This is a genomic window from Candidatus Eisenbacteria bacterium (genome assembly GCA_026388185.1).
Classification (GTDB): Bacteria; Eisenbacteria; RBG-16-71-46; order JAFGJU01; family JAFGJU01; genus JAPLKG01.
The window spans coordinates 35,994-60,280 of sequence record JAPLKG010000006.1; the positions used below are offsets into that span (position 1 = coordinate 35,994).

Sequence of the window (24,287 nt, forward strand, 5' to 3'; positions counted from 1 at the left end):
GTGTAGCGAAATGAGGGATCGCACCAGCAAAGACGGGACGAGTCTCACCGACCGCGTGGTACCGGGGCGCAAACTCGGGGACCTGTCGTTGTTCTCACTCTTGATTGCCGTCGCCGCGCTACCATTTCTTGCGGGTTGCATCGCCTACCTGCACACGAGCCTTCCCATCGTCATAGAGACGGGAGGGCACCACGGATACTACGGCGACCGCGGGTACAGTGCGAGGCCTCACCCGCAATACTATTGCTACGATTGTCACGGCTACACGTACTTTGATCCCTACTACGACTATTGTGTCCAGTATGGTTTTAGATTCAGATGGAGTGATTATCCGTCTGCCGGGAGATACTACAGACAACACTATCCGGTCATCGTGCAGAAGACGCCTCACTTCGGTGAGTACAAGTACAAGCCTGATTACAGGACGAGTTCGAAGTACGAGAGGCCTCCCGACTACGAGGCCTTGAAGAAATCGGAAGGGAGGACTTTCTACGAGGGAAGAAAGACTGCCGGCGAGAAGTCTATTGGCGGGAAGTCTTCTGCCTCGAAGGCGACGCAGGGAAAGAAGTCGTCAGGGAAGTCGTCCGTCGGAAAATAGCGGTTGCAGTTCCGTGAAGATCGGAACGCACAAAAGTGCACTGTACGCTCGCATCGAGAGGAGTGATCGGGAATGAAGCTGAAGATGTCGATGTTGCTCGCGAGTGTCCTCGCAGTGGTGAGCATGACTTCCTCGAGCCTTGCCATACAGCCGGCGGGCAGCCATGACGAGAGGGGTGGGGAGAGCGAGACCTACATGGAGAGGGAGTCTTATCGGCAATCTCCGCTCGTGATAGACGTCTGGACCGACCGGGGAGAAGGCGGGGTCTACTACGCGGGTGAGAGAATCCGGGTCTTTTTCAGGGCGTCGAGGGACTGCTACGTCACCATCTACAACGTCGATACGCAGGGCTACGTTCACCTGCTCTATCCGGCCGGATCCTTTGACGAGCATTTCGCGGCGGCCGGGGTGACCTACAGGGTGCCTTCTCGTCGCTCACCGTACGACCTCGTGATAGACGGACCGACCGGGATCGAGTACGTTGAGGCCGTTGCCTCCGTCGAACCGTTTCGCGCCAGGCCGCCGTGGTATCTGGATCCCGAATACGGTGAATGGCAGGACAGCCCTTGGAGCCTTTATGGGTCGGATTACGAAGACCACGCAGAGGACTACGACTACTACGTTGAGAGAGGTATCGTGCGGGGAGACCCGTTCCTTGCCATACAGAGCATAAATCGGCAAATGATCCCCGCGGACTATCCGTCGTCGTACTACGCCACCACTTACACTTCGTTCTACGTGGACAGAAGGGTTCAGTACCCTCGATACCTTTGCTACGACTGCCACCAGGGCCATTCTGGATTCGATCCTTACAGGGCGGGATGTGTGGTCTTTGACATTCGAGTCGACAGGACCTGGGTCTATTCTCCCAGAATCGTGCTTAGAGATTACAGACCCAAGTACTACTACGGGTTGAGAGAGACGGCCCCCGTGAGATACAAAGGTGAGCGCCACTTCTGGTCTTCCAAGGATGGGCTAATGACACTGAGGCGGCAGTTCTCCATTTCGAAGCCGAAGTTTGAGTCGGGTACGGCGGGGTCCGCGCCGCGCGCGGAGGAACGCTGGAAGGAACTGCCGGGTCCCTCGGCTCTAAAGAAGTGGAAGGCAGGCAAAGAACCCTCCGTTTCCGGCAAGACGGTAGAACTCAAGAAGCGGCTTGAATCCGAAGGCTTGTCGAGACCAAAGCAGGTCGAGGAAAAACAGAAGGAATATCAGCAATCACGCGGAACGAAGCAAGTACAGAAGCAAGTACAGAAGCAAGGACAAAAGCAAGAGCAGGGGCAAAGACAGGAGCAAGAACAGAAGCAAAAACAGAGACAGGAACAGGAGCAGGGACAGAGCAAGAAGCGAAAGTGAAGATAGAGGGCAGCAGTCCAGAGCCGTCCCGGCAGGGACAGAGTCGTTACACGAAAGGATTGCTGCCCTTGTTTCTTATGGAATTTGCCTGGGTTCAGAGTGTAGAATATCGTGTCGATATAGAGATTGCGGCCTGAAGGGCATCGAACCTCGGCAACCAAAACGGAGATTGCTTGACGGAGTCCTATTCTTCTTCCAACCGGTTAACCTGCGCCTGCCTCCTCGGACTTGTGCTGCTGGCTCACTTTCTGTTTGTGCCCGAGAGCGCCGCTTCGTCGAGTCGGGCCTCCGGGCCTCAGATTGCCGTTCCAACACCCGCATTTGTGCCCGGCTATCCCTTCAAGAAGGGGCCGGTCAACGTTCCCGAAAGACACAGATTCGAGCCTAGATCGCTTCTGCGGGAACACGGTCTGGAGGGCGCTAATCTTTTCAGTGTGAACGCGATTCCCGCCTCTCCGGACACGATCACGAAGAAGGTCCTCGCAATACTGGTCGATTTTTCGGATCAACCGTTCATTCACGAGAGACTCTTCGTGGAGAGGCACCTTTTCTTCTTCAAGCAATACTACTCAATCGTTTCCGGCGGCAGGCTACAACTCGAGCCCGTTGCCTCGGACAGCGTTTTCACGATGCCGTCACCCATGACCGAGTACGGCGCGGATGACGACCTGGGCCTGAGGCTTGTTCAGCTCGCACAAGACGCAGTGGAAGCCGCGGACAGTCTGATAGACTTCACCCTCTACGACGAGGTAATGATCATCCACGCCGGCCTGGCACAAGAGGCTGACATTCTGGGCGACAGCCCCGAGCTCATATGGTCCGCCAGTCTGGGGCCGGCCGAATTCGAGTACTACCTCCCTGACTCTCTGGGTCGCGTCGGCATCGCCACTAACGATACGCTGCCCGACGGTCGGCACAAGTACATACAAAACATAGCCGTGCTCCCGGAGGACGAATCTCAGGACGGCTACATGTTCAGCCCACTCGGGGTCTATGTTCACGAGTTCGGTCACTGCCTGGGCTTGCCGGACCTTTATGACACGGGGCCGTCCGGCAGTTCCGCTTCACAGGGAATAGGAAACTGGGGTGTGATGGGCACGGGCCTGTGGAATGCGAACGGCTATTCTCCTGCCGAACCTTGCGCGTGGAGCAAAGCCATACTCGGTTGGCGGCCCGTGCGTATCGTGTCTCGCTGCGACACGTGCGAGCTGTCCTATTCTGAAGGTGCCAATCAGTCGGGCGAGCTTGTCCTTGTTCCCATCGGCGGGAGGGAATACTTCCTCATAGAAAACAGGCTTCAAGATCCCAACGGCAACGGCACGTTCGACTTTGACGACACGGACCACGACATGGTCTTTGACACGTATGAAGATTCCTATTCGGGCGCCGAGTTTGACTATTTCCTGCCGGGCCTGGGCACTGGTTCCGGTCTTCTGATATGGCACGTCGACGAGCAGCAAATCGAGGCAGGGATGCCTTACAACACGGTCAATGCCGACAGGTTCCACAAGGGAGTCAGCCTGGAGGAGGCGGACGGAGTGGAGGACTTGAGCCAGCCACTCTACTCTGCTGAGAGTTACGGCAGCGCGTTCGACAGCTTCAGGGAAGGGAACAACACGAGCTTCACACCTTCCAGTCTTCCCAACAGCGACGGGAATTACGGCGGGAAGAGCTGGGTTTTCATCGAGGATATCGGTGCCGCCGGTCAGTCGATGAGCTTCAGTGTGGAGATCGGCAAGAGACAGAGCAACTGGCCCGTCTCCACACTCGCCGCATTCGGAGCCAATCATCCGAACGCGGCCGATCTTGACGGCGACGGCAGTCCCGAACTCGTGGCTTGCGATGAGGACGGCAATCTTTACGTGCTTAGAGGAGACGGCACGACATATCTCGGTTCGGGGTCCGGTCCCTTGAAGACACTGGGAGAGAGAGTCCTTTCGTCTCCCGTCTTGGGCGACATAGACGGTGATGGACTCAATGAAATCGTTGTCGTCGCGGCGAGCGGAACCGTCTTTGCGTGGAACGGCGAGGACGGGAGTGAAGTCAGGGATGGTGACGATAACCCGGCGACGGACGGAGTGCTGGCACAGGTTACGCCGGTCGGCCGGACGGACGCAATCCTGAGCCGATGGAATGATGAGGGCCGGGACGCGCTCATTTTCGGTGGTTGCTTCGCGGACACGGCATTCGAACCTCCCCTTGCGGATTCCCTGTATCCGCTCCACGTCGTACTTGCGAAACCCGACTCCGTCGAGACCTTCACCTGGCTTTTCCCTGGCCCCACCTTCAGAGCACCCGTTGCCTGCGACCTTGACGGAGACGGAACGGAAGAGATTCTTGTCACGACGGGGTCCGGCGACGGCCGAGGGAGGTTAAATCTGATCGACGACCCCGGCGTCGTCTCGAGTGACCCACAGTTATGTGACTGCGAGCTCGGCGGAGACTCGGTCGAGTTCGTAGAGATAGTCGCGGGCGACCTCGACCTCGACACAACAATGGACATCGCGGGTGCCGACACGAGAGGTAGACTCCATCTGATGCACGTCTCGGTTCCGTCCGGGGAGTGGACCGAGCTCGCAGGTTGGCCCGTGGATCTCGTCGCCCGTGATTCGCTGGATCTCGTCGGCGAAGACACCAGCAGGGCCGCCTCAATATCGATAGGGGAAATCGACAACGACGGTCGCCTCGAAGTGCTTGCCACCTTCGGCAGCAGAGCATACGCGGTCAACTACAACGGGACCGTGCTTACCGGCTGGCCCCCGCTTCTTCCGGTCAGGGAAATCGGCGAAGGGAAACCGCATGGGCCGTTGTGCGCGGACGTTACTCAGGATCACAGGGCCGACTACGTGGGCGCGCTCTCCGACGGGAGACTCGCTTGCGTGCAGGCCGACGCCACGATTCCGGCTGGCTGGCCCCTCATGGCAGGTTCCTCGTTCGGCGCCTCACCTCTCCTGGCGGACGTGGATGGGGACGGGCTCGTGGAGCTCGTCTGCGTGCGGGACCTGGGTGTCGAGACGTTCGCCTCGGGACAGGAGGGCGGAGCGCTTTCATACCAGGTCGCATCGGCTGCTTCTATTCGAGCGGACGCGACCGGTTCGGATCAGGTGAACGGGACTCTCTCAGGTCAGATCGATGTGTGGGAGCTCGGGGTGCCGTTTGAACAGGCGCTCGCATTCTGGCCCTCTTACAGGAGGGACGGGGCTCACAGCGGTGTAGTTCCGAATTCTCTTTCACTGCCCCCCGCAGCGGCACGGACCGTAAGCAAACTGTTCGCCGCGCCCAATCCCGCGAGGGGAGCGTCGGTCACACTCCACTACACGCTCTCCGAAGCAGTTGACAGATTGAGAGTTGGAATCTATGATTTGGCAGGACGGTGCGTGTATTCAGCCTCTCCCGGCGCCTTTGCCGCAAGCGACAACTGGCATACCGTGCAGATCGGCGGTTTCCCGCCCGGTGTGTACTTATGTTGCGTGGAAGCAACCAAGCGGAACGGAGCGAACGAGAGGGTTTTTGCGAAACTGGCTGTCTTGAGGTGACACGGAATGTGAGCGCCTCTGAAGGACCACGGTCGCGGGTGGTCACGTTGACGTAGATTACGGGAGGTTAAGCCAATGCTAACGACAAGAAGTTGCTCGAGGCTGTTGATTACTGCCATCATGCTTCTCGCGATCGGGAGCACAACGTGGCTCGTTTCAACCGCGGACTGCGACGAGGTCACGGGGCTTAGCTTCCTGAAGATCGGCGTCGGGGCACGAGCCGCCGCCATGGGTTCCGCGCAGGTTGCCGTTGCGGCTGACGCCACGTCGCTCTACTGGAATCCTGCCGGTCTCGCATTTGTCGACGGTTGGAACTTGCACGTAAGCCACAACGAATGGCTCCAGGACATGAGGTACGAGTATCTGGCCGCCGCAAAGAGGTGGGGACGCCACGGGCTCGGGCTCAGTTTTTCCGGCCTCTACATGGATGAACTCGACCGATACGACGAGACCGGCCGCTACCTCGGAGGTTTTGGTTTCTACGACATCGCCGTGACCGGGGGATGGGGAATGACCGTGAAACCTGGAGTCTACGTCGGCTCTTCGGTCAGAATGCTGGTTGAGCAGATCGACGACGTGACCGCGAGGGGTTTCGCAATGGACTTCGGGGCAAGATACGAGACACCCGTCCCGAACCTTTCGCTCGGTGCAGGGATATTCAACGTCGGCCCGAAGATGAAATTCGACGTCGAGGAGTTCGACATTCCTCGGACCATCAGCTGCGGTGCGGCATACACTCTTCCGCTGGCACAGTGGAGCGGCAGCCTGCTCATGGCAGCCGATCTCGTTTCGTACAGAGGGGAAGACGTCAAGACGCACGTGGGCGCAGAATATAATTTCAGAAATCTTGCCTCGGTGGCGGTTGGGTACAAGTTCGGTTACGACGTTGAAGGATTCTCTGCTGGGGTAGGCGTGTCGAGGGGTTCACTCTCTCTGGGCTACGCTTACTCGGCCGTGGGATCCGAGCTCGGCGACGCGCACAGAGTCTCGCTGAGCTACACTCTGCGTTGACGCTCGGCGCACCCGCGGACGGTTCCGCCGGCGAATCCACGCGCAGACGGGGCAGATGACGCAGAAGACGGGTAAGCGATCCGAGCTTCCGCTACCATCGCAGCGGCCACGCCATTCTTCTGACCTGTCCTCCCTCCATCACAAGGTAGGAAAGGCTCTCTATCCAATCGCCCACGATGAAGAACTTTCTTCCTCCGTGTTCTCTTTCGTACGGCAGGTGCACGTGACCCATCACCACCAGGTCGAGTCCCCTCTCAAATTTCTTCAGTGCGACCTCGCGAAAGAGTTTTTCGGCGATGAGCTTCATCTCGGCCACGGAGGTCTTCCTCCCGAGACGCGAACACGCCAGGGCGAAGGGGACGGCGACGTCCGGATGGATCAGTCTGTACAGAGCCACGTTGATCTTGGATCTGAGAATCTTCTTGAGAATCTTGTATCCTACGTCGCCGGTCGCCAGCCCGTCGCCGTGAGACAGAAACACGCGTTTGCCCTGGATTTCGCACTCGATAGAATCGGCGCAGACAGTCGCGCCGAGTTCTCTCTCCAGAAAGTTCCCCATCCAGAAGTCGTGGTTTCCTGCGAGGAAGACGATCGGACACCCGGCGCCTTTGAGCTCGTAGAGCTTTGCAAGGACTTCGATGTGAATCTTGGGCACACCGTGTTTGAACTCGAACCAGAAGTCGAAGAGATCACCCAGGACATACAGCGACGCCCCGTCGCGCGCCACTTCGTCAAGCAGGCAGAGCAGAGCAGGGACCGTGCGCTTCTCGAGTTCTTCGTTCGCCCCGAGATGTGCGTCGGCAACGAAGTATACTTTGTTCGTCATTGCTGCAGCACTTGCGGTCGTCATCGGCGGTAGTATAGCAGAGTGTGGAGACGTTGACAAACAGAGGAGTTCTTCCGTCGGGCGCGGGTTCGACGCTTGTGGCGCCGTTTCAGTGCTTGACACGTACCCGCAGAGCATCTAAGCTCCAAAATGGTTGATCCCGTCTCTTGGGGAAGGAGGGTCACAAATGTCTTCACTCTGGGAGAGAATCAGAAAAGGCGTCACAGAATTCTATACGTCGACCGCAGAAAAGACCGACGAACTGGCGAAGGTGAGTGTAAGGCAGCTCGACATAGTCGGTGTGAGAAGAAACATCGGCCACGAGATGGCAGATCTGGGTGGCCGGGTCTATCACATGATTGTTGAGGAAAACAACAACGACATCGCCCAGGATCCCGAGGTCAAGCAGCACATCGATTCCGTAAAAAGACTCGATGTGTTCCTGAAAGAAAAAGAGCAGGAAATAGAAAGCATCAAGAAGGCCGCCCGCGAGAAGAGGAGAGGTTCCTGTTGAAGAGACGGGACATTACGGTACTCGTCGTGCCTCACGGAAACTCCAAGATCAGGAGCTACAGGATTCCCGTTGTCTGGGTCAAGCCCCTCCTGATACTCGTTCCCGCGGCGCTCATATTTTGCTTTTTCCTGGTGGGAAGCTCGCTCAATTTGATGTCCGTCGGGCATTCGTTGCGCGGTTCACGAAACGAAAGCCTCACTCTCCGCGGCAAACTCGAGGCGATTTCGAGCGCCGTTGAAGAGCTGCGCGGCACGTTGTCGAGGAACCTCGAGTTCGAAAAGAGAGCGCGCGTGCTCGCGGATCTCGGACCCATCGACGAAGACGTGCGTCTGATGGGCGTGGGCGGCCCCGAGCCGGCCGTTCTCGAGCCGTCTTCCGCGTCTGACCGCGTTCTTGCAGAGGACGTTAAGACGACAGAAATGGAGCTCGACGAGCTCATCAGGCAGACCCGGCTCCAGACCGAAAGCCTCACCGAGGTGGTCACGAAGTTTGAAGAACGCCGGGACCTCTGGAATCACACTCCCTCCATCTGTCCCGTGCCCGGCGGTTTCATGTCCAGCGGGTTCGGTGCGAGGATCGACCCGTTTACGGGCTCGAGATCCTTTCACGAGGGGGTGGACATTTGTGCGCCGAGAGGCACGCAGGTTCTTGCGACCGCGGACGGAACAGTCAGATTCGCGAGCAGGCACGCCGGCTACGGGCTGATGCTCGGTATTGATCACGGTAATGGAATCACTACGTGGTACGCGCACGTCGACGGCATCAACGTGGCGAACGGTCAGTCGGTGAGAAGAAATCAGATCGTCGCCACGGTCGGAACTTCAGGACGCGTAACGGCCCCACACGTTCATTACGAAGTGCACACCAATCTGAAGCCGGTGGACCCATTGCGGTACATATTGCCGGCAAACGCGGTGGTGGACTAGGGGCGTGACACACCCGGTCGCCGCTCGCCTGCTTTCCGCGGAATCGTCCGCCGCTCATCTTGCCGTAACGCGCGGGAGGGCTCGCCCCCTGTGATAATCGTGAGTGCGTGTCTCGCCGGTGTTGCCTGTAGATACGATGGGAAGAGCTGCCCGGACGAGGGCGTGATTTCTCTCGTGAAGGCGGGCCGGGCGCTGCCGGTCTGCCCGGAGCAGCTTGGCGGCCTGTGTACTCCGAGGGAACCCGCCGAAATACAACACGGGGATGGAGCGGACGTTCTCGCGGGGAGGACGATCGTGCTTGACAGAGCCGGTCGAGATGTCACCGGTCATTTCATGAAGGGCGCGACCGAGGTGTTGCGGCTTGCGAAACTGGTTGCGGCCACCGAAGCAATCGTGAGGGCCGAGAGCCCGTCTTGCGGCAGCGGGAAGATAAGCTCGCGAGGAGAGCTGGTGCCCGGAGACGGGGTGACGGTTTCCCTCTTGAAACAACATGGCATCAACGTAAGTGCGAGATGAGGGTGAAGTAGTGAAGATCCGTCGTTCGACATCTCGGCGTCCCGTGCGATTCGAATTCCGGTTTGTCTTGTTTCTCGCGGCGATCCTTTTCTTTCTCTTTCCGGCCGAGGCTCACTCCGGTCTCACGGTGAGCAGCATCAGGCATTGGATCGCTCCGGACCACACTCGGATAGTGATCGACCTCTCTGGAAAGCCGAAGTTCAGGTACGGACGTCTCTCGAATCCTGCCAGAATTGTGATTGACCTGGCGGACACCAAGTTTGCCTCCTCGGTTCGGGAGCTCCAAGTTTCGAACGGCCTTGTCGAGAAAGTCAGAATCAACCCTCTTCCCAAGCGTACGGCCCAGATTGTGGTTGATCTGGTCAAGGAGACCGAGTTCAGCGTCTTCTATCTGAAGAAGGCCGCGGGCAGGCCGCATCGCATCGTCGTCGACGTCAAGAACCCGGTCGAGGTCCAAGTGAAGACGGAGGCGAAAGAGACGCTCGGGAAGCTCAAGGAAAAGACTGTCCGCATCGTGGTCATTGATCCCGGCCACGGAGGCGAAGATCCGGGAGCCGTCGGGCCGCGCGGCATTAAGGAGAAGGACGTCTGTCTCAAGATTGCGCGCGACTTGAAGACGAACATCGACCAGATGGACGGTATGAAGGCGTTTCTTACGCGGACGGGCGATTACTTTGTTCCCCTGAGAAAACGTACTCAGATTGCAAAGGGGCTTGGCGCCGACGTCTTCATCAGTCTTCACGCAAACGCTTCTCGCAGCAAGCGAGCCTACGGAACCGAGGTCTTCTTTCTTTCCGCCTCCGGTGCCACCGATGAAGCCGCGAGAGAGGTGGCGATTCGGGAAAACGAGGCGGACCTGGCCGGCGGCATCGCGCCCGAAGCCGAAGACGACATTGTCTCGATCCTGACGGACCTGAAGCAGTCGAACACGCTTGTGAGAAGCTCAGAGCTGGCCGAGAAGATCATGGACTCTCTGGGACGCCATCACAAACTAGTGACACGAGGAGTGAAACAGGCCCGATTCACGGTCCTGAAGTCCGCCGACTTTCCGTCTGTTCTTGCGGAGATCGCCTTCATTTCGAATGCCAGCGAGGCGACGCTCCTGAAGTCGGACGAGTTCCACGACGACGTTGCCACTTTGCTTGCGGGCGCCCTCAGAGACTACTGCATGGTGTACGCCTCTCTGGGTTCGCCGTCCGGTACGGTGACGGAGTAAACTCCCTGCGAACGTGAGAGAGTGCGCACCATCGTGGAAGGGTGACGGCACTCCGCGAGGATGACTTGAGCAGTTTGGCAGCGTTCGACAGATGGCTTTTCCACCTGATCAATCAAAGGACCGCCAACCCCATTTGTGATGTTGTGATGCCGGTCATCACGAACGGGGCATTCTTAATCGTCCCGCTCGCGGTGCTGTGGCCTTTTCTCTTTTGGAAGGCCGGGAGGAGAGGCCGGATAGTCGCGCTTCTGACTCTCGTTGTCATTGCGGCCAGTGACCAGCTTTCCGCGCACGTCTTGAAACCGATTTTCTCGAGAACGAGGCCTCCCTACGCACTCGAATCGTTCAGGCTTCTCGTTGACACGACGCGTTCGTTTTCTTTTCCCTCGGCGCATGCCTCCAACGTCTTCGGCGTGGCTTCCTTCGTGTCCAGTTTCTACCCGCGAACGAAGATCGCACTTTATGTCGCTGCCGCTCTGGTGGCCTACTCGAGAGTGTACGTGGGCGTGCATTTTCCTTCCGACGTTATTGGTGGAGCCGCACTGGGGCTGGTGCTCGGGCTTTGCGGCGCCCTCGCTGCCAGGCGTCTTCTTCGTCTGGAGCGATGATTCGAGTCGGGTCGATCGCCCGTCCGGCGGGCTTTCTCCATCCGAGCGTCTCCGCTCCTCGCGGTGCGTCCTCGTATCGCATGAGCGGCTTTTCCTTGCGCCTCCCGGCTCAAGCTGCTATATTTCCGCCACACGCTGGAACTTGCTCCGGTAGCCTGGGTATCTATCCCAAAGAAAAACTATACCCGGCTGGGTGGCCGATGTCGGACGGAGTCACTTTCTGTTCCTGTAAGAAGGGGGAGCCGTGGAAAAAGTCAGCCTCATAGCAGCTTTCGGTGCCGGTCTTGTCTCTTTCGTCTCTCCCTGTGTCCTTCCTCTTGTTCCCGGCTACATATCCTTTGTCTCGGGAGTCTCGCTCGAAACCTTGCGCGAAGAAGGGCGCGCGGCGGGAGCGCTGCGAAGGGTCGTTCTCAACTGTCTTTTGTTCATACTCGGATTCTCCGTGGTTTTCGTGGGCCTCGGCGCCTCGGCAACCCTCGTCGGGCAGTTCCTGATCGACAAGGCCGCCGTCCTGTCCAAAGTGGCGGGTGTGGTCGTGATCGTCTTCGGTCTCTTCATCGCGGGCGTGTTGAAGATACCCTTTCTACAATTCGAGAAGCGATTCCACGCGCGGACGAAACCGCTCGGACTGTCCGGCTCGTTTCTGATCGGCCTGGCATTCGCGTTCGGCTGGACACCGTGCATAGGACCGATTCTGGGTGCAATACTTGCCTACGCCGGCACCCAGGAAACCGTGAGAGAAGGCATATATCTGCTCTCGGCCTATTCGCTGGGACTGGGTCTTCCGTTTCTTGTGACCGGACTTGCGATGAACACGTTTCTAGGTTTCTCGAAGCGCGTCAGGCCATACTTCAAGACAATCGAAGTTGTGAGTGGGATTCTGTTGGTCGTTGTGGGCATTTTGATTCTGACCGGCAGCCTGCAAAGACTGGCGATGCTGTTTTCGTTCGGCGAGTGAGCGGAGGGTGGGGCGGCGAACTGAATGAGGGGCACCGTTATAGACGGGAGACTTGCGGTCATGACAAAGATCTTGGTGATGGTCTCTTCATTGCTTCTTTTTCTTTCCTGCTCGGTGGGAAACGCTCCGAGAGAAGGAAGGGTTGCGCCGGACTTCGAGCTTTCCTCACTCGAAGGTCAGAAGATCAGCCTGTCGCAGTTTCGGGGCAAGATCGTGATACTCGACTTCTGGGCGACGTGGTGCAAGCCCTGCAGGTTGGAGCTGCCACACTTCGTGGCGCTGTACGAGGAGTTCGGAAACGACGCGCTTCAGATAATAGGGGTGTCGCTCGACCAGGTGGGAAGTGACGAAGTGGCCTCCTTCGTGAAGGAATGGAAGATTCCCTACGTCATCGTCATGGGAAACGGCGAAGTGACCAAGAGCTACGGGGGCATAAAGGGTATTCCCACCACCTTTGTGATTGACAAGCGGGGCAACGTCTACCGAAAATACGTCGGTTACAGAGACAAGGAAGTATTCGAACGGGACATACGCGCTCTCTTGGACAAAGCGTAGAACCGGATTCGATCACACACAACTGGCGGGGGTAGAACATGAAACTCCAACTCAAGCGAATCGCAAAGAATATAAAGGAGCCGTGGGCGCCGCAGGAGGTTGCGACGGTCGACGGCCACCACGCGTACCTCTGTCTGTTCAAAGGTGACTTCATCATGCACAGGCATCCGGGCGACGAACTGTTTCTGTGTATCGACGGAGAATTCGAAATAGAGACTCCCGACGGCACGTTCGTGGTGAAAGAAGGAGAGAGTTTCTTGGTAAAGAAAGGTATGCCTCACAAGACGAGGGCACGGAAGAAGGCGCTCCTTCTCATGTTTGAACGGGTCGGTCTTCAGAAGCAGCCCGTCCGGCCTCCCACCAAGTAGTACATGCAGGCTCACTCGACGGAGATGCCGCGCCGAGAGGGGACAAAAACCTTGACACGCTTGTCGAGCGGTTTGTATACTCCGCAGGTCTTTTGACTTTCAATTCCCTGTCACAGCGAGACGTGAGCCAGAGAATTTCTGCTTTTCCCTGAGTTTGATGAAAAGAGAGACTGAGTTTTCTCATTCCCACCGCGGGATTCACTCGTGAACGATTTTGACCTTCTGGTCATCGGCGCCGGCCCCGCAGGCTACGTCGGGGCGATACGCGCCGCACAACTCGGGGCAAAAGTCTGTCTCGTCGAACGAGCGGACGTGGGCGGAGTCTGTCTCAACAGGGGCTGCATTCCGACCAAGACGCTCACGGGTCTTGCCGAGCTCCTCGAAAAGACCAGGACGTTCCAGAAGCTCGGGATACGAATCGAGGGAAACGTTGTCCCCGACCTGGCTCGTGCCGTGCAGAGGAAGCGAGAGATTGTCTCATCACTGGTGAGAGGAATCCGAACGCTGCTGGCGGCGAACGGCGTGACGCTCGTGAGCGGGGAGGCCAGCTTCGCCGACCAGAGAACAGTCGAGGTGAGACAAGCCGGTGCCACGCGGGAGCTCAGCGCAAACAAGATCCTCATCGCGACCGGTTCGGAGGCAAGCGAGCTTCCGAATCTTCCTTTCGACGGTTCCGCGATCATCTCGAGCAGCGAGGCGCTGGAACTGGAGGAAGTCCCTCGGAGCGTGCTTGTCGTAGGAGCCGGTGCGATAGGCTGCGAGTTCGCCTTCATCTTTAGCGCGCTGGGTAGCGCCGTGACGGTCGTTGAGATCATGGACAGGGTTCTTCCCCTCGAAGATTGCGATGTTTCCGCCGTCATCGAAAGGGAATTCAAGAAACGAAGAGTGACTTTGGTGACATCTGACAGCGTGGCGTCATCTTTCAAGAGCGACTCGGGTGTCAGATGCACTTTCAAGAATGGCAAGGAGATCGAGGTAGCAAAGGTGCTGGTCTCCGTCGGCCGCCGTCTCAACACCGGCGGATTGCGTCTCGAGAACGCCGGCGTCGGGCGTGGAGAGAAAAACGAAGTGGCGGTCAATGAGGCCATGGAGACGAACGTTGCCGGCATCTATGCGGCAGGTGACGTTGCCGGGAGGAAGATGTACGCTCATTCCGCCTCCAGGGAGGCAATAGTCGCTGTCTCCAATGCCGCGGGGCAGAAAAAGGCCATGGATTATTCCGCCGTGCCTTCCTGCGTTTTCACCAGGCCTCAGGTGGCGAGCGTGGGGATGACGGAGAAGGGAGCAACCGACAAGGGACTTGAGGTCAAGGTGGGGGTTTTCAATCTGAGAGGGCTGGGCATGGCGCACGTTCTTGACGAAACAAGCGGTATGGTGAAAATTGTGGCAGACGCCAAGACTGACGAGGTGCTTGGGGTACACATCGTGGGGGCGCACGCCTGCGAACTCATCCACGAGGGTGTCGTGGCAGTCGCCAACAAGCTCACCGCAACTGCGCTCGGCGAGACGATTCACGCTCATCCGACTCTCTCCGAAGCTGTGATGGAGGCAGCCGAAGCCGTGCACGGGCTCTCGATTCATTCCTCGGGGTGATACGCGGCACGAGCGGCTGCGCGAGCAAGCGAGCGTTTGACATGAGTATGTTTGCAAGGATTTTTCGGGAAAATGTCGGCATCAAGATTGCCGCGATAGTGCTTTCACTCCTCGTATTTTCCTACGTGAGAGCGCAGAAGGAAGGCGAGCTGACCTCCAGAGTGTCCGTCGAGCTGAAGGGCATTCCTGACTCGCTCGCGTGGACCGGAGAGGTGCCGAGCCAGGTGTCAGTCACGTTCAGCGGGAAGTTGAGAAACCTGATCGAGCTGAGGATTGCTCCACTTCGCATTCCCGTTGACCTTTCCCAGGCGGGGCCGGGGCGTTTTCAGCGCACGCTGTCCGCCGCCGACGTGCCGCTGCCCGAAGTTTCAGGCGTCGTCGTGACACACTTCGCCGGGCCTGAGCGAATAGACATAGTGATAGAAAAGAGAATTTCGAAGGCGGTGCGCGTGATTCCCGTTCTGGTCGGGGACCTTGCGGAGGGTCTTGGTCTGACGGCGCAGCCCGTTGCACTTCCTGAGAGCGTGTCCGTGAACGGTGCAGCAAGCGTGGTGGCTTCTACTGACTCTCTTCTCACCGCGCCGATCGACGTCTCTCAGAAAAGACAGTCTTTCTCTACCAAGGTGAGGCTCGACCTTCAAGGCAAGGCTCTCAAGTGTGACGCGCAGGTGGTGGAGGTCTACGTCGAAGTCGGCGCCGAGAGCCTCGGTGTGGTTGGAGAGGTTCCAGAACCCGGTTCGCAGCGTTGACGACGAAGAAGTGTCGTGGCCGGAAGTGTGTGATGAGAGTGCACGCGAAAAAAGTCCTTGACCACAGTTGCACGTGTAAGACAATGCCATCGGGGAAAAGTTGGAGGGCCGTCGCAGACAAAAGAATCGAGAGGAGCCCCACCAAGATCGTTCTACCTTCTGCCTCTGCTCTTCATTAAGGGCACGCCCGCGCGCGAACAAGGCTGAGCGTGAGGGAAGGAAAGTAACGAAGCAGGCAGGGACCTAACTCCGCTCCTCTCACATACATTATACCATGCCGTAAGGCCCGGAGTCAACGCTATTAGCCGGGGGGCGTGAAGCCCGGACCGAGTCGTCAACAGAAGTTGCAGCATCGTAAAGGAGGACAGGGCAGAAATGGAGATGAAGGACAACAACTCGAAGCCTTCTTCTATCGGCAATGCCGTTATCGGCAGTGCCGGAGCCAGGACGTTGACAGACTCACCAGCCATCAGCGCAATGCCGGAACCTCAAGTCGTCGAGATTCCGGACAAGAGAGCGAGAATGGCTGTCGTTCCCTCGCGCATTTTCTTCACGAAGGGAGTAGGAACGCACCGTGAGGAACTTCAGTCGTTCGAGCTGGCCCTCAGGGACGCCGGCATTGAGAAACTGAACCTCGTGCGCGTTTCCAGCATCTATCCACCCAATTGCAGGATAGTCCCAAGGAACGAGGGTCTCAAGGAGATAGTCCCGGGCATGATTGCGTATTGCGTCATGAGCAGCCTGAGCAGCAACGAGCCCCACAGGCTTATTGCGTCATCCATAGGTTGCGCCGTTCCCGCCGACAAGAGCGCCTACGGTTATCTCAGCGAACATCATGCCTTCGGACAAACCGACGAAGTGGCCGGAGAGTACGCCGAAGACCTCGCTGCCTCCATGCTCGCCACCACACTCGGAATAGAGTTCGACGAAAACAAGAACTGGGACGAGAAAAAGGAAGTGTTCAAGATAAGCGACCTTATCGTTAAGACGACGCACATTGCCCAATCCACAATCATTACCAAGTGTTGTTCAACAGTCATTGCGGCCGCAGTGTTCCTAGATTAGTAAGTTGATACTTGCCGTAACCGGGGGTGAGTTCATGCCAAAAGCCAAGACCTTGTGGTGCCCGTTCTACAGAGGGCTGTGCGAAGATGGTTGGGTGGAGGTGCCGACGCCGGAAGGCGATTCGACGCGGGTGGTCTGCGCCTGCTATCACGAAGCCGAGAAAAGGTGCAAGCTGGTAATGATGGAATACGACCTGTTCAACATCGCGAGGGCACTCGACGTGATGACAAACAAGTGAGGAGATCGTTAGGCGGCTAACGAGTGTAGTTCCCCACGAAGTCTGAATATCCGAAGCCTGCCCAAATGGTCGGTTCAAAGTCTATGTTGTCAAAATCATAGTGGTGGAGACCCCTGTGCTCGAAGGGGTCAGCTCGCCATGCACCATAAGCTGCCATGCCGGCCCCGAATTCCACGTGCCACTCCGGATTCACTCTCACTCTGAGACCTGCCAAAACTCCGTCGTTGGCTTCCAGTATGAAACTCACTTTTTCGTCGATCTGAGCCTCATACCCGAGCAGCAGAAACAACGGAAATATCTTCACTCCGACCGTGAGATCGCTGTTGTCGCCCGTCGGCAGGCCCCAGACGGCGTACGCGTACGCGAAGCTGAGCAGCGGGTCTACTCCCATCGCCATCGGATAGGAGTCGGAAGTGTCGAAGACGTACTTCAAACCGTGAAGTCCCACCTCGAGTTTTTCGGCGGGCGAGTATTCTATGTACGGAAGACCCACAATAAAGCTGGTTTGAGCGATGGTCCGAGGCTTGGGTACGGTGAAGTACCAACTCGGAGCACCTGTTGCGCTACCCAGGGCGAATGAATCGGCCGAAACGGCGAAGAGATGCGCAACGGCCAGGAACATCAAGCTCCCCATCGCGAAGAGCCTTCTCGCTGAAAATGGCTTCGCCGGCAACAACATCACGAGTAACCTCCTCTTCGATCGGTCGTAGAAAAAGCGCCCAGGCCTGCCGGAAGAATCTCGCCAACGGCGACCAGGCGCATCCTATTCTGCACCAGCATGTTTGTCAAGGCAAAGAAACGCAACGGCCCCGGCCTTTCGACCGGGGCCTGGTTCATGCTTAGAGAAGAGGGGGTGGCCCAACGACTGGAGTGAGTTCCTAGGGTGTGGACGATGGCACTTTGTCATCCGCTGCGCTGTAGTCAACTCCCCTCTTCCCAACCTCTATGTCTGGAGAGCCGTCCGCGACCCTCCGTGTATGTGCAATCGCAAGCGGCGTGCCAGAACGGCCCGGCGCGAGCAAACTCAAGAGACGCCATAACTTTTTCACAGTAACGACGTTACGCGGCTCGACGATGCCGACCCGGATGGAGGCATGCGACCGCAGCCTCTGGAGTTGGCGACTTGCACACCATCATCTTGCAGAATGGAAGACGCGCGGGGCACAGACGCCCGGAGCTTAAGGCATTCAGGTTGGGCAACGAGACCGCGGTTGCACTCCTGCACAGAGTGGGCCGAGGTCGGGTTCCAGGAAGCGCGGCCTTTCACCTGCAAAAAAAAGCTTGACAACAAGTTGCCACGTGGATAAGTTACCCTCGCTCAGGCGTCCGAACTGTCAGTACTCTTCTTTGCCAGGGCCTGTTAACGCACGTATGTAGAATTTTTGATGGACAAGCCACTCTCTCTGGAAGGAGGTTTCGACGTGACAAAAGCGGAACTCGTTGACGAGATTGCCGAGAGGACAGGTCTTACAAAGAAAGACGTCGCCGACACCGTAGATGAATTCCTCAATGCCGTGTCAAGGGCGCTCGCCGGTGGTAAGCACATTGAGATTCGTGGGTTCGGGACTTTCAAGGTGAAAGACAGGAAGGCCAGAATTGCGCGAAATCCAAGAACGGGTGACTCCGTGCCAGTTCCTCCGAGGAAGGTGCCGGTGTTCAAGGTGTCAAAGGAACTGAAGGATATGGTCGCTCAGGGTTAGCCCTCAAGCCCGGCTAGCCCTGCTGCTTCAGTCTCTACTGCCCCTCAGCACCAGCAGTCTCAATAGCTGTACCGCAGCCATTGCAGCAGCAGCAAGATAGGTAAGGGCTGCTGCGTTCAGCACCTTCCTTCCGCCAGCCAGGTCACGCGGATCTACTATGCCCGCGTGCTCGAGTTCACCGAGTGCACGCTTGCTGGCGTTGAGCTCGACAGGAAGCGTCACTACCTGGAAGAGCACCGCCACGGAAAAGAAAAGGATGCCCACGTCCATCAGTCTCCCCGATCTGAAGATGAATCCTGCCAAGAAGAGCGGAAACGCCAGCATCGTTCCGACATTTGCAACGGGGAAGAGACCGTGCCTGATCCTGAGAGGGGCGTAGCCCGTTCCGTCCTGGATTGCGTGGCCCGCCTCGTGGGCGGCTATGCCGACTGCCGCAACTGAAGTTCCCCTGTAAACCGGCTCCGAGAGCCTGAGGACCCTCTTTCGCGGATCGTAGTGGTCCGAGAGCGTGCCGCTTCCCATCTCGACTTCGACGTCGTCCAGATTGTTGCGGGAAAGTATCGCGCGAGCGACCTCCAGTCCAGTTCGGCCCGAGGCAGAAGGAACGCGAAGGTATTGTTTGTACGTGGCACTGACCTTGTACTGAGCGTACAAGGCAAAAGCAAGAGCCGGTATGAGAAACACAAAAGTCGGATCCAAGAAGAACATTGCCTTACCCCCTTGAGTAACCCCTTGCAGTCGAGTCCGGTAGCAGTAGCTCAATCAGAACGCGCAAGATTTCAGCTCTGCTTCCCTGACTCTAGCAATCCGGTCTCTCCGTGTCAAGGAGGAGTGCCGCCTGCCCTCACGCGTGACCCTATCTTTTTGATTCTGCGGCTCTTACTTGACAGGAACTCCCCACTGTTCTAACCTGACACGCTGAACGGCTGAACGAGTATGCCAGGGAACGGAAGAGCCTTCGATGGCAGGGGCTGGTCAAATGACGGAGACCAAGGGAAAGCTGTATCTTGTGGCGACCCCAATCGGCAACATGGAGGACATCTCCATCAGGGCGTTGCGGACGCTCCGCGGGGCGGCTTTCATCGCGGCCGAAGATACGAGACACTCACGAAAGCTCCTAGCGCGCTACAAGATAAGGCGATCTCTCCTGAGCTACCACGATTTCAACAAGGCGAAGGTGGCTCCGCAGATAATAAAAAGAATCGCGTCGGGCGAGGACGTGGCGCTGGTATCTGATGCGGGCAGCCCGGGCATTTCCGATCCCGGGTTCCTGCTCGTCAAGCTCGCGATAGCTGAGGGCATCGACGTGGTCCCGATACCCGGCGCCTCATCTGTGATCTGTGCGCTTCAGATCTCCGGGCTTGCCACTCACAGCTTCGCCTTCGAAGGATTTCTCCCCAGAAAGAAGGGGAAGAGGCGGGCGAGGCTCGAGAGCCTCAAGCCTGAGGAGCGAACGATGATTTTCTTCGAATCGCCCAATCGGTTGCGTACGACCGTGCCAGAGATGCTCGAGGTTCTGGGTGACAGGAAAATCGCCATTTGTAGAGAACTAACCAAGCTTTTCGAAGAGGTTATCAGGACAACGCTTTTCCGAGCGAACGAGCTGCTTGCGAAAAGAACGATCAAAGGTGAGGTCGTGCTTGTCGTGGAAGGTAACGCGGCCGCTGAGGCCAGAAGGGCCAGTGCCACTCCGGCAGAATGAGCGCGCCTCGATGAAAGTGTCCTGAAAACGGGAGGACATTGTCCACAAGATGACTGGTCTTCTAAAGAAAAAAGGTAGACTCCTCATCGAGCCTATCGCGAAGATGCTGATCAAATTGGGCCTCACCGCGACGGCGCTCACGTTGCTCGGGTTTGCGGCCGCAGCGATCGCCGGTCTGCTTTTCGCTCTCGGCCACGTCCGCCTTGCTGCAATTGCGGTGTTGGTCTCGGGACTACTTGATAGCGCTGACGGAACCGTGGCAAGACTCTCGAGTCGAGTGACGCGGGCCGGCGCCTTTACGGACTCGGCAGTTGACAGATACTGCGAGGCTGTCATATTTTTCGGACTCCTGATACACTACCTGCGCAGGGACGTTTTTTCTTTGGTCCTCCTCACGTTTGTGGCCATGAGCGGCGCCTTCATGGTGAGTTACATGAGGGCGAGGCTGGAAGGATTGGGGAAAGAATGCCGTGTGGGTTTGCTTGAGCGAGAGGATCGTGTTATTGTACTTGCCGTCGGCGGGTTGGTGGGTGAGATCGGCATTCAGGTCGCACTGTGGGTGCTGGCAGTATTTTCTCACTACACCGCGCTCCAGAGAGTGAGGTACGCCACAAGGTCTCTCGGGGATTCGGAACCTCTTGCTACCGACTCTTCCGGGAAGGACGATTCGATTCGTGATTGAGACACAGACCTCAAGGTCTGGTCACTGAGTTAACGGAGGCACAAATGTCCAAAGTCAGAGTGGCCATCGTAGGTGTTGGGAATTGCGCTTCTTCCTTCATTCAGGGTGTTCACTACTATCGGAACGCCAAGGAGAACGAACTGATTCCTGGAATCATGCACGCCAATCTTGGTGGCTACCACATAAGGGACATTGAATTCAGCGCCGCCATAGACATTGACAAGAACAAGGTGGGGAAAGACCTGAGCGAGGCCATCTTCACCTGGCCCAACAATACTTACAAGTTCCAGGAAGTGCCGAAGGTAGGCGTGACTGTCCGGCGCGGCATGACGCACGACGGATTGGGCAAGTACCTTTCGAAGATAATTCAGAAAGCGCCTGGCTCGACCGCGGACATCGTGGCTCTTCTGAAGGACACGAAGACCGACGTGGTCATCAACTATCTGCCCGTGGGCAGTGAAGAGGCCACAAAATGGTACGTGGAGCAGGTTCTCGAGGCCGGCTGCGGTTTCGTCAACGCGATACCCGTCTTCATCGCGAGGGAACGCTACTGGCAGAAGCGGTTCGAGAAGAGAGGGCTCCCCGTGATAGGCGACGACATAAAGTCGCAGGTCGGAGCAACAATAGTGCACAGGGTCCTCACCCGACTTTTTAGAGACAGAGGGGTCAAGCTTGACAGGACCCTGCAACTGAACGTCGGGGGCAACACGGATTTCCTCAACATGCTCGAACGTTCGAGGCTCGAGTCTAAGAAAATCTCAAAGACCGGTGCAGTGACCTCGATGCTGGACTACGACATTGGTGCCAAGAACGTCCACATTGGTCCCAGCGACTACGTCGAATGGCTCGACGACAGAAAGTGGGCTTACATCAGGCTCGAGGGCACAACGTTCGGGGACGTTCCTCTCAATCTGGAACTCAAGCTGGAGGTTTGGGACTCTCCAAACTCGGCCGGCGTCATGATAGACTCCGTGCGCTGCTGCAAGCTTGCCATGGACGCGGGGCTGTCGGGTGCCCTCATCGGCCCGTCGGCCTACTTCAAGAAATCCCCTCCTATCCAGTACACGGACGAAGAGGCCCGAAATATGGTCGAGGAGTTTATTCGGAAGTACGGTAAGAGGAGAGCTTCCAAGGGCAAAGGCAGGACCACTCGCAAGACTTCCCGCTAATTACCTGTTCCTCATAGCGATTTCCTGATGAGAGGCTATAAGGAGGAATTGAATGGCAGGGCTCTTTGTGACCCTTGAGGGTATAGAGGGCTGCGGCAAGACCACCCAAGCCGAGCTGCTCAAATTAAACCTGGAGAAAGAAGGCCACCGCGTGGTATTCACAAGAGAGCCGGGGGGCACCCGAGTGGGCGAGAGGATAAGAGAGATTCTCTTGGACAACAGGATGAAGGGCATGGAACCTCTTACCGAACTCTTTCTCTATCTTGCCTCCAGGGCTCAGCACGTCCGGGAATTGATTCGACCGGCGCTTGACGAAGGTGCTATAGTCGTCTGTGACAGATTCTCTGATGCGAGCGTGGCTTATCAGGGTGGCGGCAGAAGAATAGGCACATCGCGCGTACTTGCGCTCAACGATGCTGCCACTTCAGGCCTTGTGCCAGACTACACCGTGCTGCTTGACCTGCCGGTGGAACTGGGTTTGGACAGGATGTCGGCCAGAGTGGGGGGCAAGGGCCGACAAGACAGGATCGAACGGGAAGAGTTGGAATTCCACGTGAGAGTGAGAGACGCTTATCTTGCCCTCGCGCAGGAGTCCTCGGGCAGAATCGAAGTCTTTGACGGAATGCGCGACAGAGAAGAGCTTGCGCACGAAATACTGGGTCGCATCAAAGGCATCCTGAACCGACGCTAGCCGGGAGACGATCCCGCGGAAAGACACCATATCGGGTCCCCGGCGACCGATGGAAAGTGAGGCAATTTCATGTCGAGGGTGAAGAGATATTCTCTCATCGCATTTCTGGTCGTTCTTGTGATTCTGGCCGCGACTTGGTTTGCAGGGAGGGTGCAGGCCAAGAGCGACAACACGTTCAAGTCGTTCAGCGAATTCATGGACGTGGTCGCCAAAGTTCGAGACGACTACGTCGATGAAGTCGAAGTGGATGCACTTGTAGAAGACGCCATAAGAGGCATGCTCTATTCCCTCGACCCGCACTCTCAGTACTTGACCGCCTCAGACTACACGACCCTCAAGATTGACACGCACGGCAGCTACGGCGGCCTTGGCATTGTGATCGGCGTGAGGGACGGGTACCTTACCGTCGTGTCGCCCATGGAGGGCACACCCGCCAGCAGGATGGGAATCAGGAGCCTCGACAGGGTGGCCGCGATTGACGGCGAGACCACCGACGGCATGACTCTCGACGGCGCAGTCTCGAAGATGCGCGGACCCAAGGGATCGCAAGTGACGCTGAGCATTGTTAGAGAGGGTGTGGACAAGCCTCTCGATTTCACGCTCACCCGGGAAGTGATCGCAGTGAAGAGCATCCCTTACGCCTTCGTAACGCCGGACAGCATAGGGTTCGTCAGAATATCGGGCTTTTCTGAGACGACCCCCGACAGTCTGGAGAGCAAGCTCAAGTACATCGAGTCCAAGCACATCAAGGGTCTGGTCATAGATTTGAGACGCAATCCGGGTGGTCTCTTGACTGAGGCCATCTCGGTCTCCGAGAGTTTTGTGCCGAAGGGCGACCTGATCGTCTCCACGAGGGGCCGCGTTACCGTTCAAAACGTGAACTACTATTCCAGCGCCGAGAGAATTCACGACGCTTACCCCGTAGTCGTGCTTGTGGACGGCGGAAGCGCCAGCGCGTCTGAAATAGTGGCGGGCGCCATACAGGATCTTGATTTGGGGGTGCTGGTCGGAGAAAGAACGTTCGGCAAAGGCACCGTGCAGAGCGTGTTTCCCATGAAGGACGGATCCGCCCTCAAGCTCACCACGGCCAAATACTTCACTCCGAGCGGGCGATGCATTCACGCGGAGCCCAAGCGTTCGCGGATCAGGAGCGCCGGAGACATCAAGATAGGAAAGGAAACAGAGGAGAAGAGACCCGAATTCAAAACGATGATGGGGAGAATCGTCTACGGCGGGGGTGGAATCACACCCGACGTAGTGGTCGCGTTGCCCCAGCTTTCCGCCATTTCCGAGAAGCTGGAAAGAAACCTGATGTTTTACAAGTTCACCGGCGAGTATCTCGAGAAACACAAGGGACTCAAGGCCGAGAACTTCAAAGTAACTCCGCTCCTTGTCAGTGATTTCAAGAAATATCTGAAAGACAAGAGCTTCGAGTATCAAGAGAAGGATTTCGAGGCCGACCACGCGTACATCGAGAGAGCGATGACACGAGAGATTGTCAGCCAACTGGCGGGTGAAGAGGCCGCATTCGAGATATATATTCAGGGTGACCCTCAGGTGCAAGAGGGATTCGAACTGCTTCGTAAGGCTCACTCGCGGCAGGATCTTTTCAGATTGGCCGAAGCTATTCCTTCTCCCAAAGAGAAGTCGACCGCATCGCCGTCGCGCGCCGAGGCTGCCGACGAGTGAGATCTACGTGTTCTCTGCGAA

The 24,287-nt window shown here is 57.4% G+C and carries 25 protein-coding genes; 22 read left to right on the plus strand and 3 right to left on the minus strand.

Going from position 1 to position 24,287, the window contains the following annotated elements; all coding sequences use genetic code 11:
- Window positions 1-10 precede the first annotated feature (10 nt).
- From NTX17_02505 to NTX17_02520, 4 genes are all read left to right on the plus strand, one after another.
- Window positions 11-598: a hypothetical protein gene (locus NTX17_02505; GenBank protein ID MCX5800243.1), complete on the plus strand. Its 588-nt coding sequence runs from the start codon at window positions 11-13 to the stop codon at window positions 596-598.
- A gap of 72 nt (window positions 599-670) precedes the next feature.
- Window positions 671-1,954: a DUF4384 domain-containing protein gene (locus NTX17_02510; GenBank protein ID MCX5800244.1), complete on the plus strand. Its 1,284-nt coding sequence runs from the start codon at window positions 671-673 to the stop codon at window positions 1,952-1,954.
- A gap of 173 nt (window positions 1,955-2,127) precedes the next feature.
- Entirely contained in the window at window positions 2,128-5,490 is a 3,363-nt protein-coding gene (locus tag NTX17_02515; GenBank protein ID MCX5800245.1) for a M6 family metalloprotease domain-containing protein, read from the plus strand.
- A gap of 75 nt (window positions 5,491-5,565) precedes the next feature.
- Window positions 5,566-6,501, plus strand: coding sequence for a PorV/PorQ family protein (locus NTX17_02520; GenBank protein ID MCX5800246.1), 936 nt, complete (start codon window positions 5,566-5,568; stop codon window positions 6,499-6,501).
- 91 nt (window positions 6,502-6,592) lie between these two features.
- Here NTX17_02520 and NTX17_02525 read toward each other — a convergent pair whose 3' ends face one another.
- Window positions 6,593-7,327 carry a UDP-2,3-diacylglucosamine diphosphatase gene (locus NTX17_02525; protein MCX5800247.1) on the minus strand — a complete coding sequence of 245 codons (735 nt, stop codon included), beginning with the start codon at window positions 7,325-7,327 and terminating at the stop codon, window positions 6,593-6,595.
- 187 nt (window positions 7,328-7,514) lie between these two features.
- Between NTX17_02525 and NTX17_02530 the strand changes: the two genes are divergently transcribed.
- The 12 genes from NTX17_02530 to NTX17_02585 all read left to right on the plus strand — a co-directional run bounded on the left by NTX17_02530 (window position 7,515) and on the right by NTX17_02585 (window position 16,633).
- Window positions 7,515-7,841 carry a hypothetical protein gene (locus NTX17_02530; GenBank protein MCX5800248.1) on the plus strand — a complete coding sequence of 109 codons (327 nt, stop codon included), beginning with the start codon at window positions 7,515-7,517 and terminating at the stop codon, window positions 7,839-7,841.
- Complete coding sequence (locus NTX17_02535) at window positions 7,838-8,767, plus strand: M23 family metallopeptidase (GenBank protein MCX5800249.1); 930 nt, start codon at window positions 7,838-7,840, stop codon at window positions 8,765-8,767. The genes NTX17_02530 and NTX17_02535 overlap by 4 nt, the downstream gene beginning before the upstream one ends.
- Before the next feature lie 90 nt (window positions 8,768-8,857).
- Window positions 8,858-9,283, plus strand: a complete 426-nt coding sequence (locus NTX17_02540; GenBank protein ID MCX5800250.1) for a DUF523 domain-containing protein — start codon at window positions 8,858-8,860, stop codon at window positions 9,281-9,283.
- 127 nt (window positions 9,284-9,410) lie between these two features.
- Entirely contained in the window at window positions 9,411-10,499 is a 1,089-nt protein-coding gene (locus NTX17_02545; GenBank protein MCX5800251.1) for an N-acetylmuramoyl-L-alanine amidase, read from the plus strand.
- A gap of 65 nt (window positions 10,500-10,564) precedes the next feature.
- Window positions 10,565-11,107 (plus strand): phosphatase PAP2 family protein, encoded by a 543-nt coding sequence (locus NTX17_02550; protein ID MCX5800252.1) that lies wholly within the window; start codon window positions 10,565-10,567, stop codon window positions 11,105-11,107.
- A gap of 244 nt (window positions 11,108-11,351) precedes the next feature.
- Window positions 11,352-12,065: a cytochrome c biogenesis protein CcdA gene (locus NTX17_02555; protein ID MCX5800253.1), complete on the plus strand. Its 714-nt coding sequence runs from the start codon at window positions 11,352-11,354 to the stop codon at window positions 12,063-12,065.
- A gap of 60 nt (window positions 12,066-12,125) precedes the next feature.
- Window positions 12,126-12,620, plus strand: coding sequence for a TlpA disulfide reductase family protein (locus NTX17_02560; GenBank protein ID MCX5800254.1), 495 nt, complete (start codon window positions 12,126-12,128; stop codon window positions 12,618-12,620).
- 38 nt (window positions 12,621-12,658) lie between these two features.
- Window positions 12,659-12,988 (plus strand): cupin domain-containing protein, encoded by a 330-nt coding sequence (locus NTX17_02565; protein ID MCX5800255.1) that lies wholly within the window; start codon window positions 12,659-12,661, stop codon window positions 12,986-12,988.
- Window positions 12,989-13,192: 204 nt separating this feature from the next.
- Window positions 13,193-14,581: a dihydrolipoyl dehydrogenase gene (gene lpdA, locus NTX17_02570; GenBank protein MCX5800256.1), complete on the plus strand. Its 1,389-nt coding sequence runs from the start codon at window positions 13,193-13,195 to the stop codon at window positions 14,579-14,581.
- A gap of 41 nt (window positions 14,582-14,622) precedes the next feature.
- Window positions 14,623-15,330, plus strand: coding sequence for a CdaR family protein (locus NTX17_02575; GenBank protein ID MCX5800257.1), 708 nt, complete (start codon window positions 14,623-14,625; stop codon window positions 15,328-15,330).
- A 522-nt stretch (window positions 15,331-15,852) separates the two neighbouring features.
- Window positions 15,853-16,395 (plus strand): arginine decarboxylase, pyruvoyl-dependent, encoded by a 543-nt coding sequence (locus tag NTX17_02580; protein MCX5800258.1) that lies wholly within the window; start codon window positions 15,853-15,855, stop codon window positions 16,393-16,395.
- A 34-nt stretch (window positions 16,396-16,429) separates the two neighbouring features.
- A complete protein-coding gene (locus tag NTX17_02585; protein MCX5800259.1) occupies window positions 16,430-16,633 on the plus strand; it encodes a hypothetical protein in 204 nt (67 codons plus the stop codon).
- Between the two features lie 16 nt (window positions 16,634-16,649).
- On the opposite strand, the gene NTX17_02590 is transcribed toward NTX17_02585, so the two are convergent.
- Window positions 16,650-17,315 carry a hypothetical protein gene (locus tag NTX17_02590; protein MCX5800260.1) on the minus strand — a complete coding sequence of 222 codons (666 nt, stop codon included), beginning with the start codon at window positions 17,313-17,315 and terminating at the stop codon, window positions 16,650-16,652.
- 703 nt (window positions 17,316-18,018) lie between these two features.
- Between NTX17_02590 and NTX17_02595 the strand changes: the two genes are divergently transcribed.
- Complete coding sequence (locus tag NTX17_02595; GenBank protein MCX5800261.1) at window positions 18,019-18,333, plus strand: integration host factor subunit beta; 315 nt, start codon at window positions 18,019-18,021, stop codon at window positions 18,331-18,333.
- Window positions 18,334-18,360: 27 nt separating this feature from the next.
- On the opposite strand, the gene NTX17_02600 is transcribed toward NTX17_02595, so the two are convergent.
- Window positions 18,361-19,041 carry a zinc metallopeptidase gene (locus NTX17_02600; protein MCX5800262.1) on the minus strand — a complete coding sequence of 227 codons (681 nt, stop codon included), beginning with the start codon at window positions 19,039-19,041 and terminating at the stop codon, window positions 18,361-18,363.
- 271 nt (window positions 19,042-19,312) lie between these two features.
- On the opposite strand from NTX17_02600, the gene rsmI reads away from it, so the two are divergent.
- The 5 genes from rsmI (at window position 19,313) to NTX17_02625 (ending at window position 24,266) form a co-directional block, all read left to right on the plus strand.
- Window positions 19,313-20,035 (plus strand): 16S rRNA (cytidine(1402)-2'-O)-methyltransferase, encoded by a 723-nt coding sequence (rsmI, locus tag NTX17_02605; GenBank protein ID MCX5800263.1) that lies wholly within the window; start codon window positions 19,313-19,315, stop codon window positions 20,033-20,035.
- A 49-nt stretch (window positions 20,036-20,084) separates the two neighbouring features.
- Window positions 20,085-20,717, plus strand: coding sequence for a CDP-alcohol phosphatidyltransferase family protein (locus NTX17_02610; protein MCX5800264.1), 633 nt, complete (start codon window positions 20,085-20,087; stop codon window positions 20,715-20,717).
- Window positions 20,718-20,761: 44 nt separating this feature from the next.
- The gene (locus tag NTX17_02615; protein MCX5800265.1) at window positions 20,762-21,886 is read left to right on the plus strand and encodes an inositol-3-phosphate synthase; all 1,125 of its coding nucleotides are present in this window, start codon (window positions 20,762-20,764) and stop codon (window positions 21,884-21,886) included.
- 52 nt (window positions 21,887-21,938) lie between these two features.
- Complete coding sequence (tmk, locus tag NTX17_02620; GenBank protein ID MCX5800266.1) at window positions 21,939-22,577, plus strand: dTMP kinase; 639 nt, start codon at window positions 21,939-21,941, stop codon at window positions 22,575-22,577.
- Between the two features lie 69 nt (window positions 22,578-22,646).
- Entirely contained in the window at window positions 22,647-24,266 is a 1,620-nt protein-coding gene (locus NTX17_02625) for a S41 family peptidase (protein MCX5800267.1), read from the plus strand.
- The last annotated feature ends 21 nt before the right edge of the window (window positions 24,267-24,287 follow it).

Excerpts from the sequence above, each read along its gene's own strand:
- NTX17_02530 (MCX5800248.1), top strand. The coding sequence starts at position 7,515 with ATGTCTTCACTCTGGGAGAGAATCAGAAAAGGCGTCACAGAATTCTAT.
- NTX17_02625 (MCX5800267.1), top strand. The coding sequence starts at position 22,647 with ATGTCGAGGGTGAAGAGATATTCTCTCATCGCATTTCTGGTCGTTCTT.
- NTX17_02595 (MCX5800261.1), top strand. The coding sequence starts at position 18,019 with ATGGACAAGCCACTCTCTCTGGAAGGAGGTTTCGACGTGACAAAAGCG.
- NTX17_02565 (MCX5800255.1), top strand. The coding sequence starts at position 12,659 with ATGAAACTCCAACTCAAGCGAATCGCAAAGAATATAAAGGAGCCGTGG.
- NTX17_02580 (MCX5800258.1), top strand. The coding sequence starts at position 15,853 with ATGGCTGTCGTTCCCTCGCGCATTTTCTTCACGAAGGGAGTAGGAACG.
- NTX17_02575 (MCX5800257.1), top strand. The coding sequence starts at position 14,623 with ATGAGTATGTTTGCAAGGATTTTTCGGGAAAATGTCGGCATCAAGATT.
- NTX17_02510 (MCX5800244.1), top strand. The coding sequence starts at position 671 with ATGAAGCTGAAGATGTCGATGTTGCTCGCGAGTGTCCTCGCAGTGGTG.
- NTX17_02505 (MCX5800243.1), top strand. The coding sequence starts at position 11 with ATGAGGGATCGCACCAGCAAAGACGGGACGAGTCTCACCGACCGCGTG.
- NTX17_02615 (MCX5800265.1), top strand. The coding sequence starts at position 20,762 with ATGTCCAAAGTCAGAGTGGCCATCGTAGGTGTTGGGAATTGCGCTTCT.
- NTX17_02525 (MCX5800247.1), bottom strand. The coding sequence starts at position 7,327 with ATGACGAACAAAGTATACTTCGTTGCCGACGCACATCTCGGGGCGAAC.
- NTX17_02585 (MCX5800259.1), top strand. The coding sequence starts at position 16,430 with ATGCCAAAAGCCAAGACCTTGTGGTGCCCGTTCTACAGAGGGCTGTGC.
- tmk (MCX5800266.1), top strand. The coding sequence starts at position 21,939 with ATGGCAGGGCTCTTTGTGACCCTTGAGGGTATAGAGGGCTGCGGCAAG.
- NTX17_02560 (MCX5800254.1), top strand. The coding sequence starts at position 12,126 with ATGACAAAGATCTTGGTGATGGTCTCTTCATTGCTTCTTTTTCTTTCC.
- rsmI (MCX5800263.1), top strand. The coding sequence starts at position 19,313 with ATGACGGAGACCAAGGGAAAGCTGTATCTTGTGGCGACCCCAATCGGC.
- NTX17_02600 (MCX5800262.1), bottom strand. The coding sequence starts at position 19,041 with ATGTTCTTCTTGGATCCGACTTTTGTGTTTCTCATACCGGCTCTTGCT.
- NTX17_02520 (MCX5800246.1), top strand. The coding sequence starts at position 5,566 with ATGCTAACGACAAGAAGTTGCTCGAGGCTGTTGATTACTGCCATCATG.
- NTX17_02610 (MCX5800264.1), top strand. The coding sequence starts at position 20,085 with ATGACTGGTCTTCTAAAGAAAAAAGGTAGACTCCTCATCGAGCCTATC.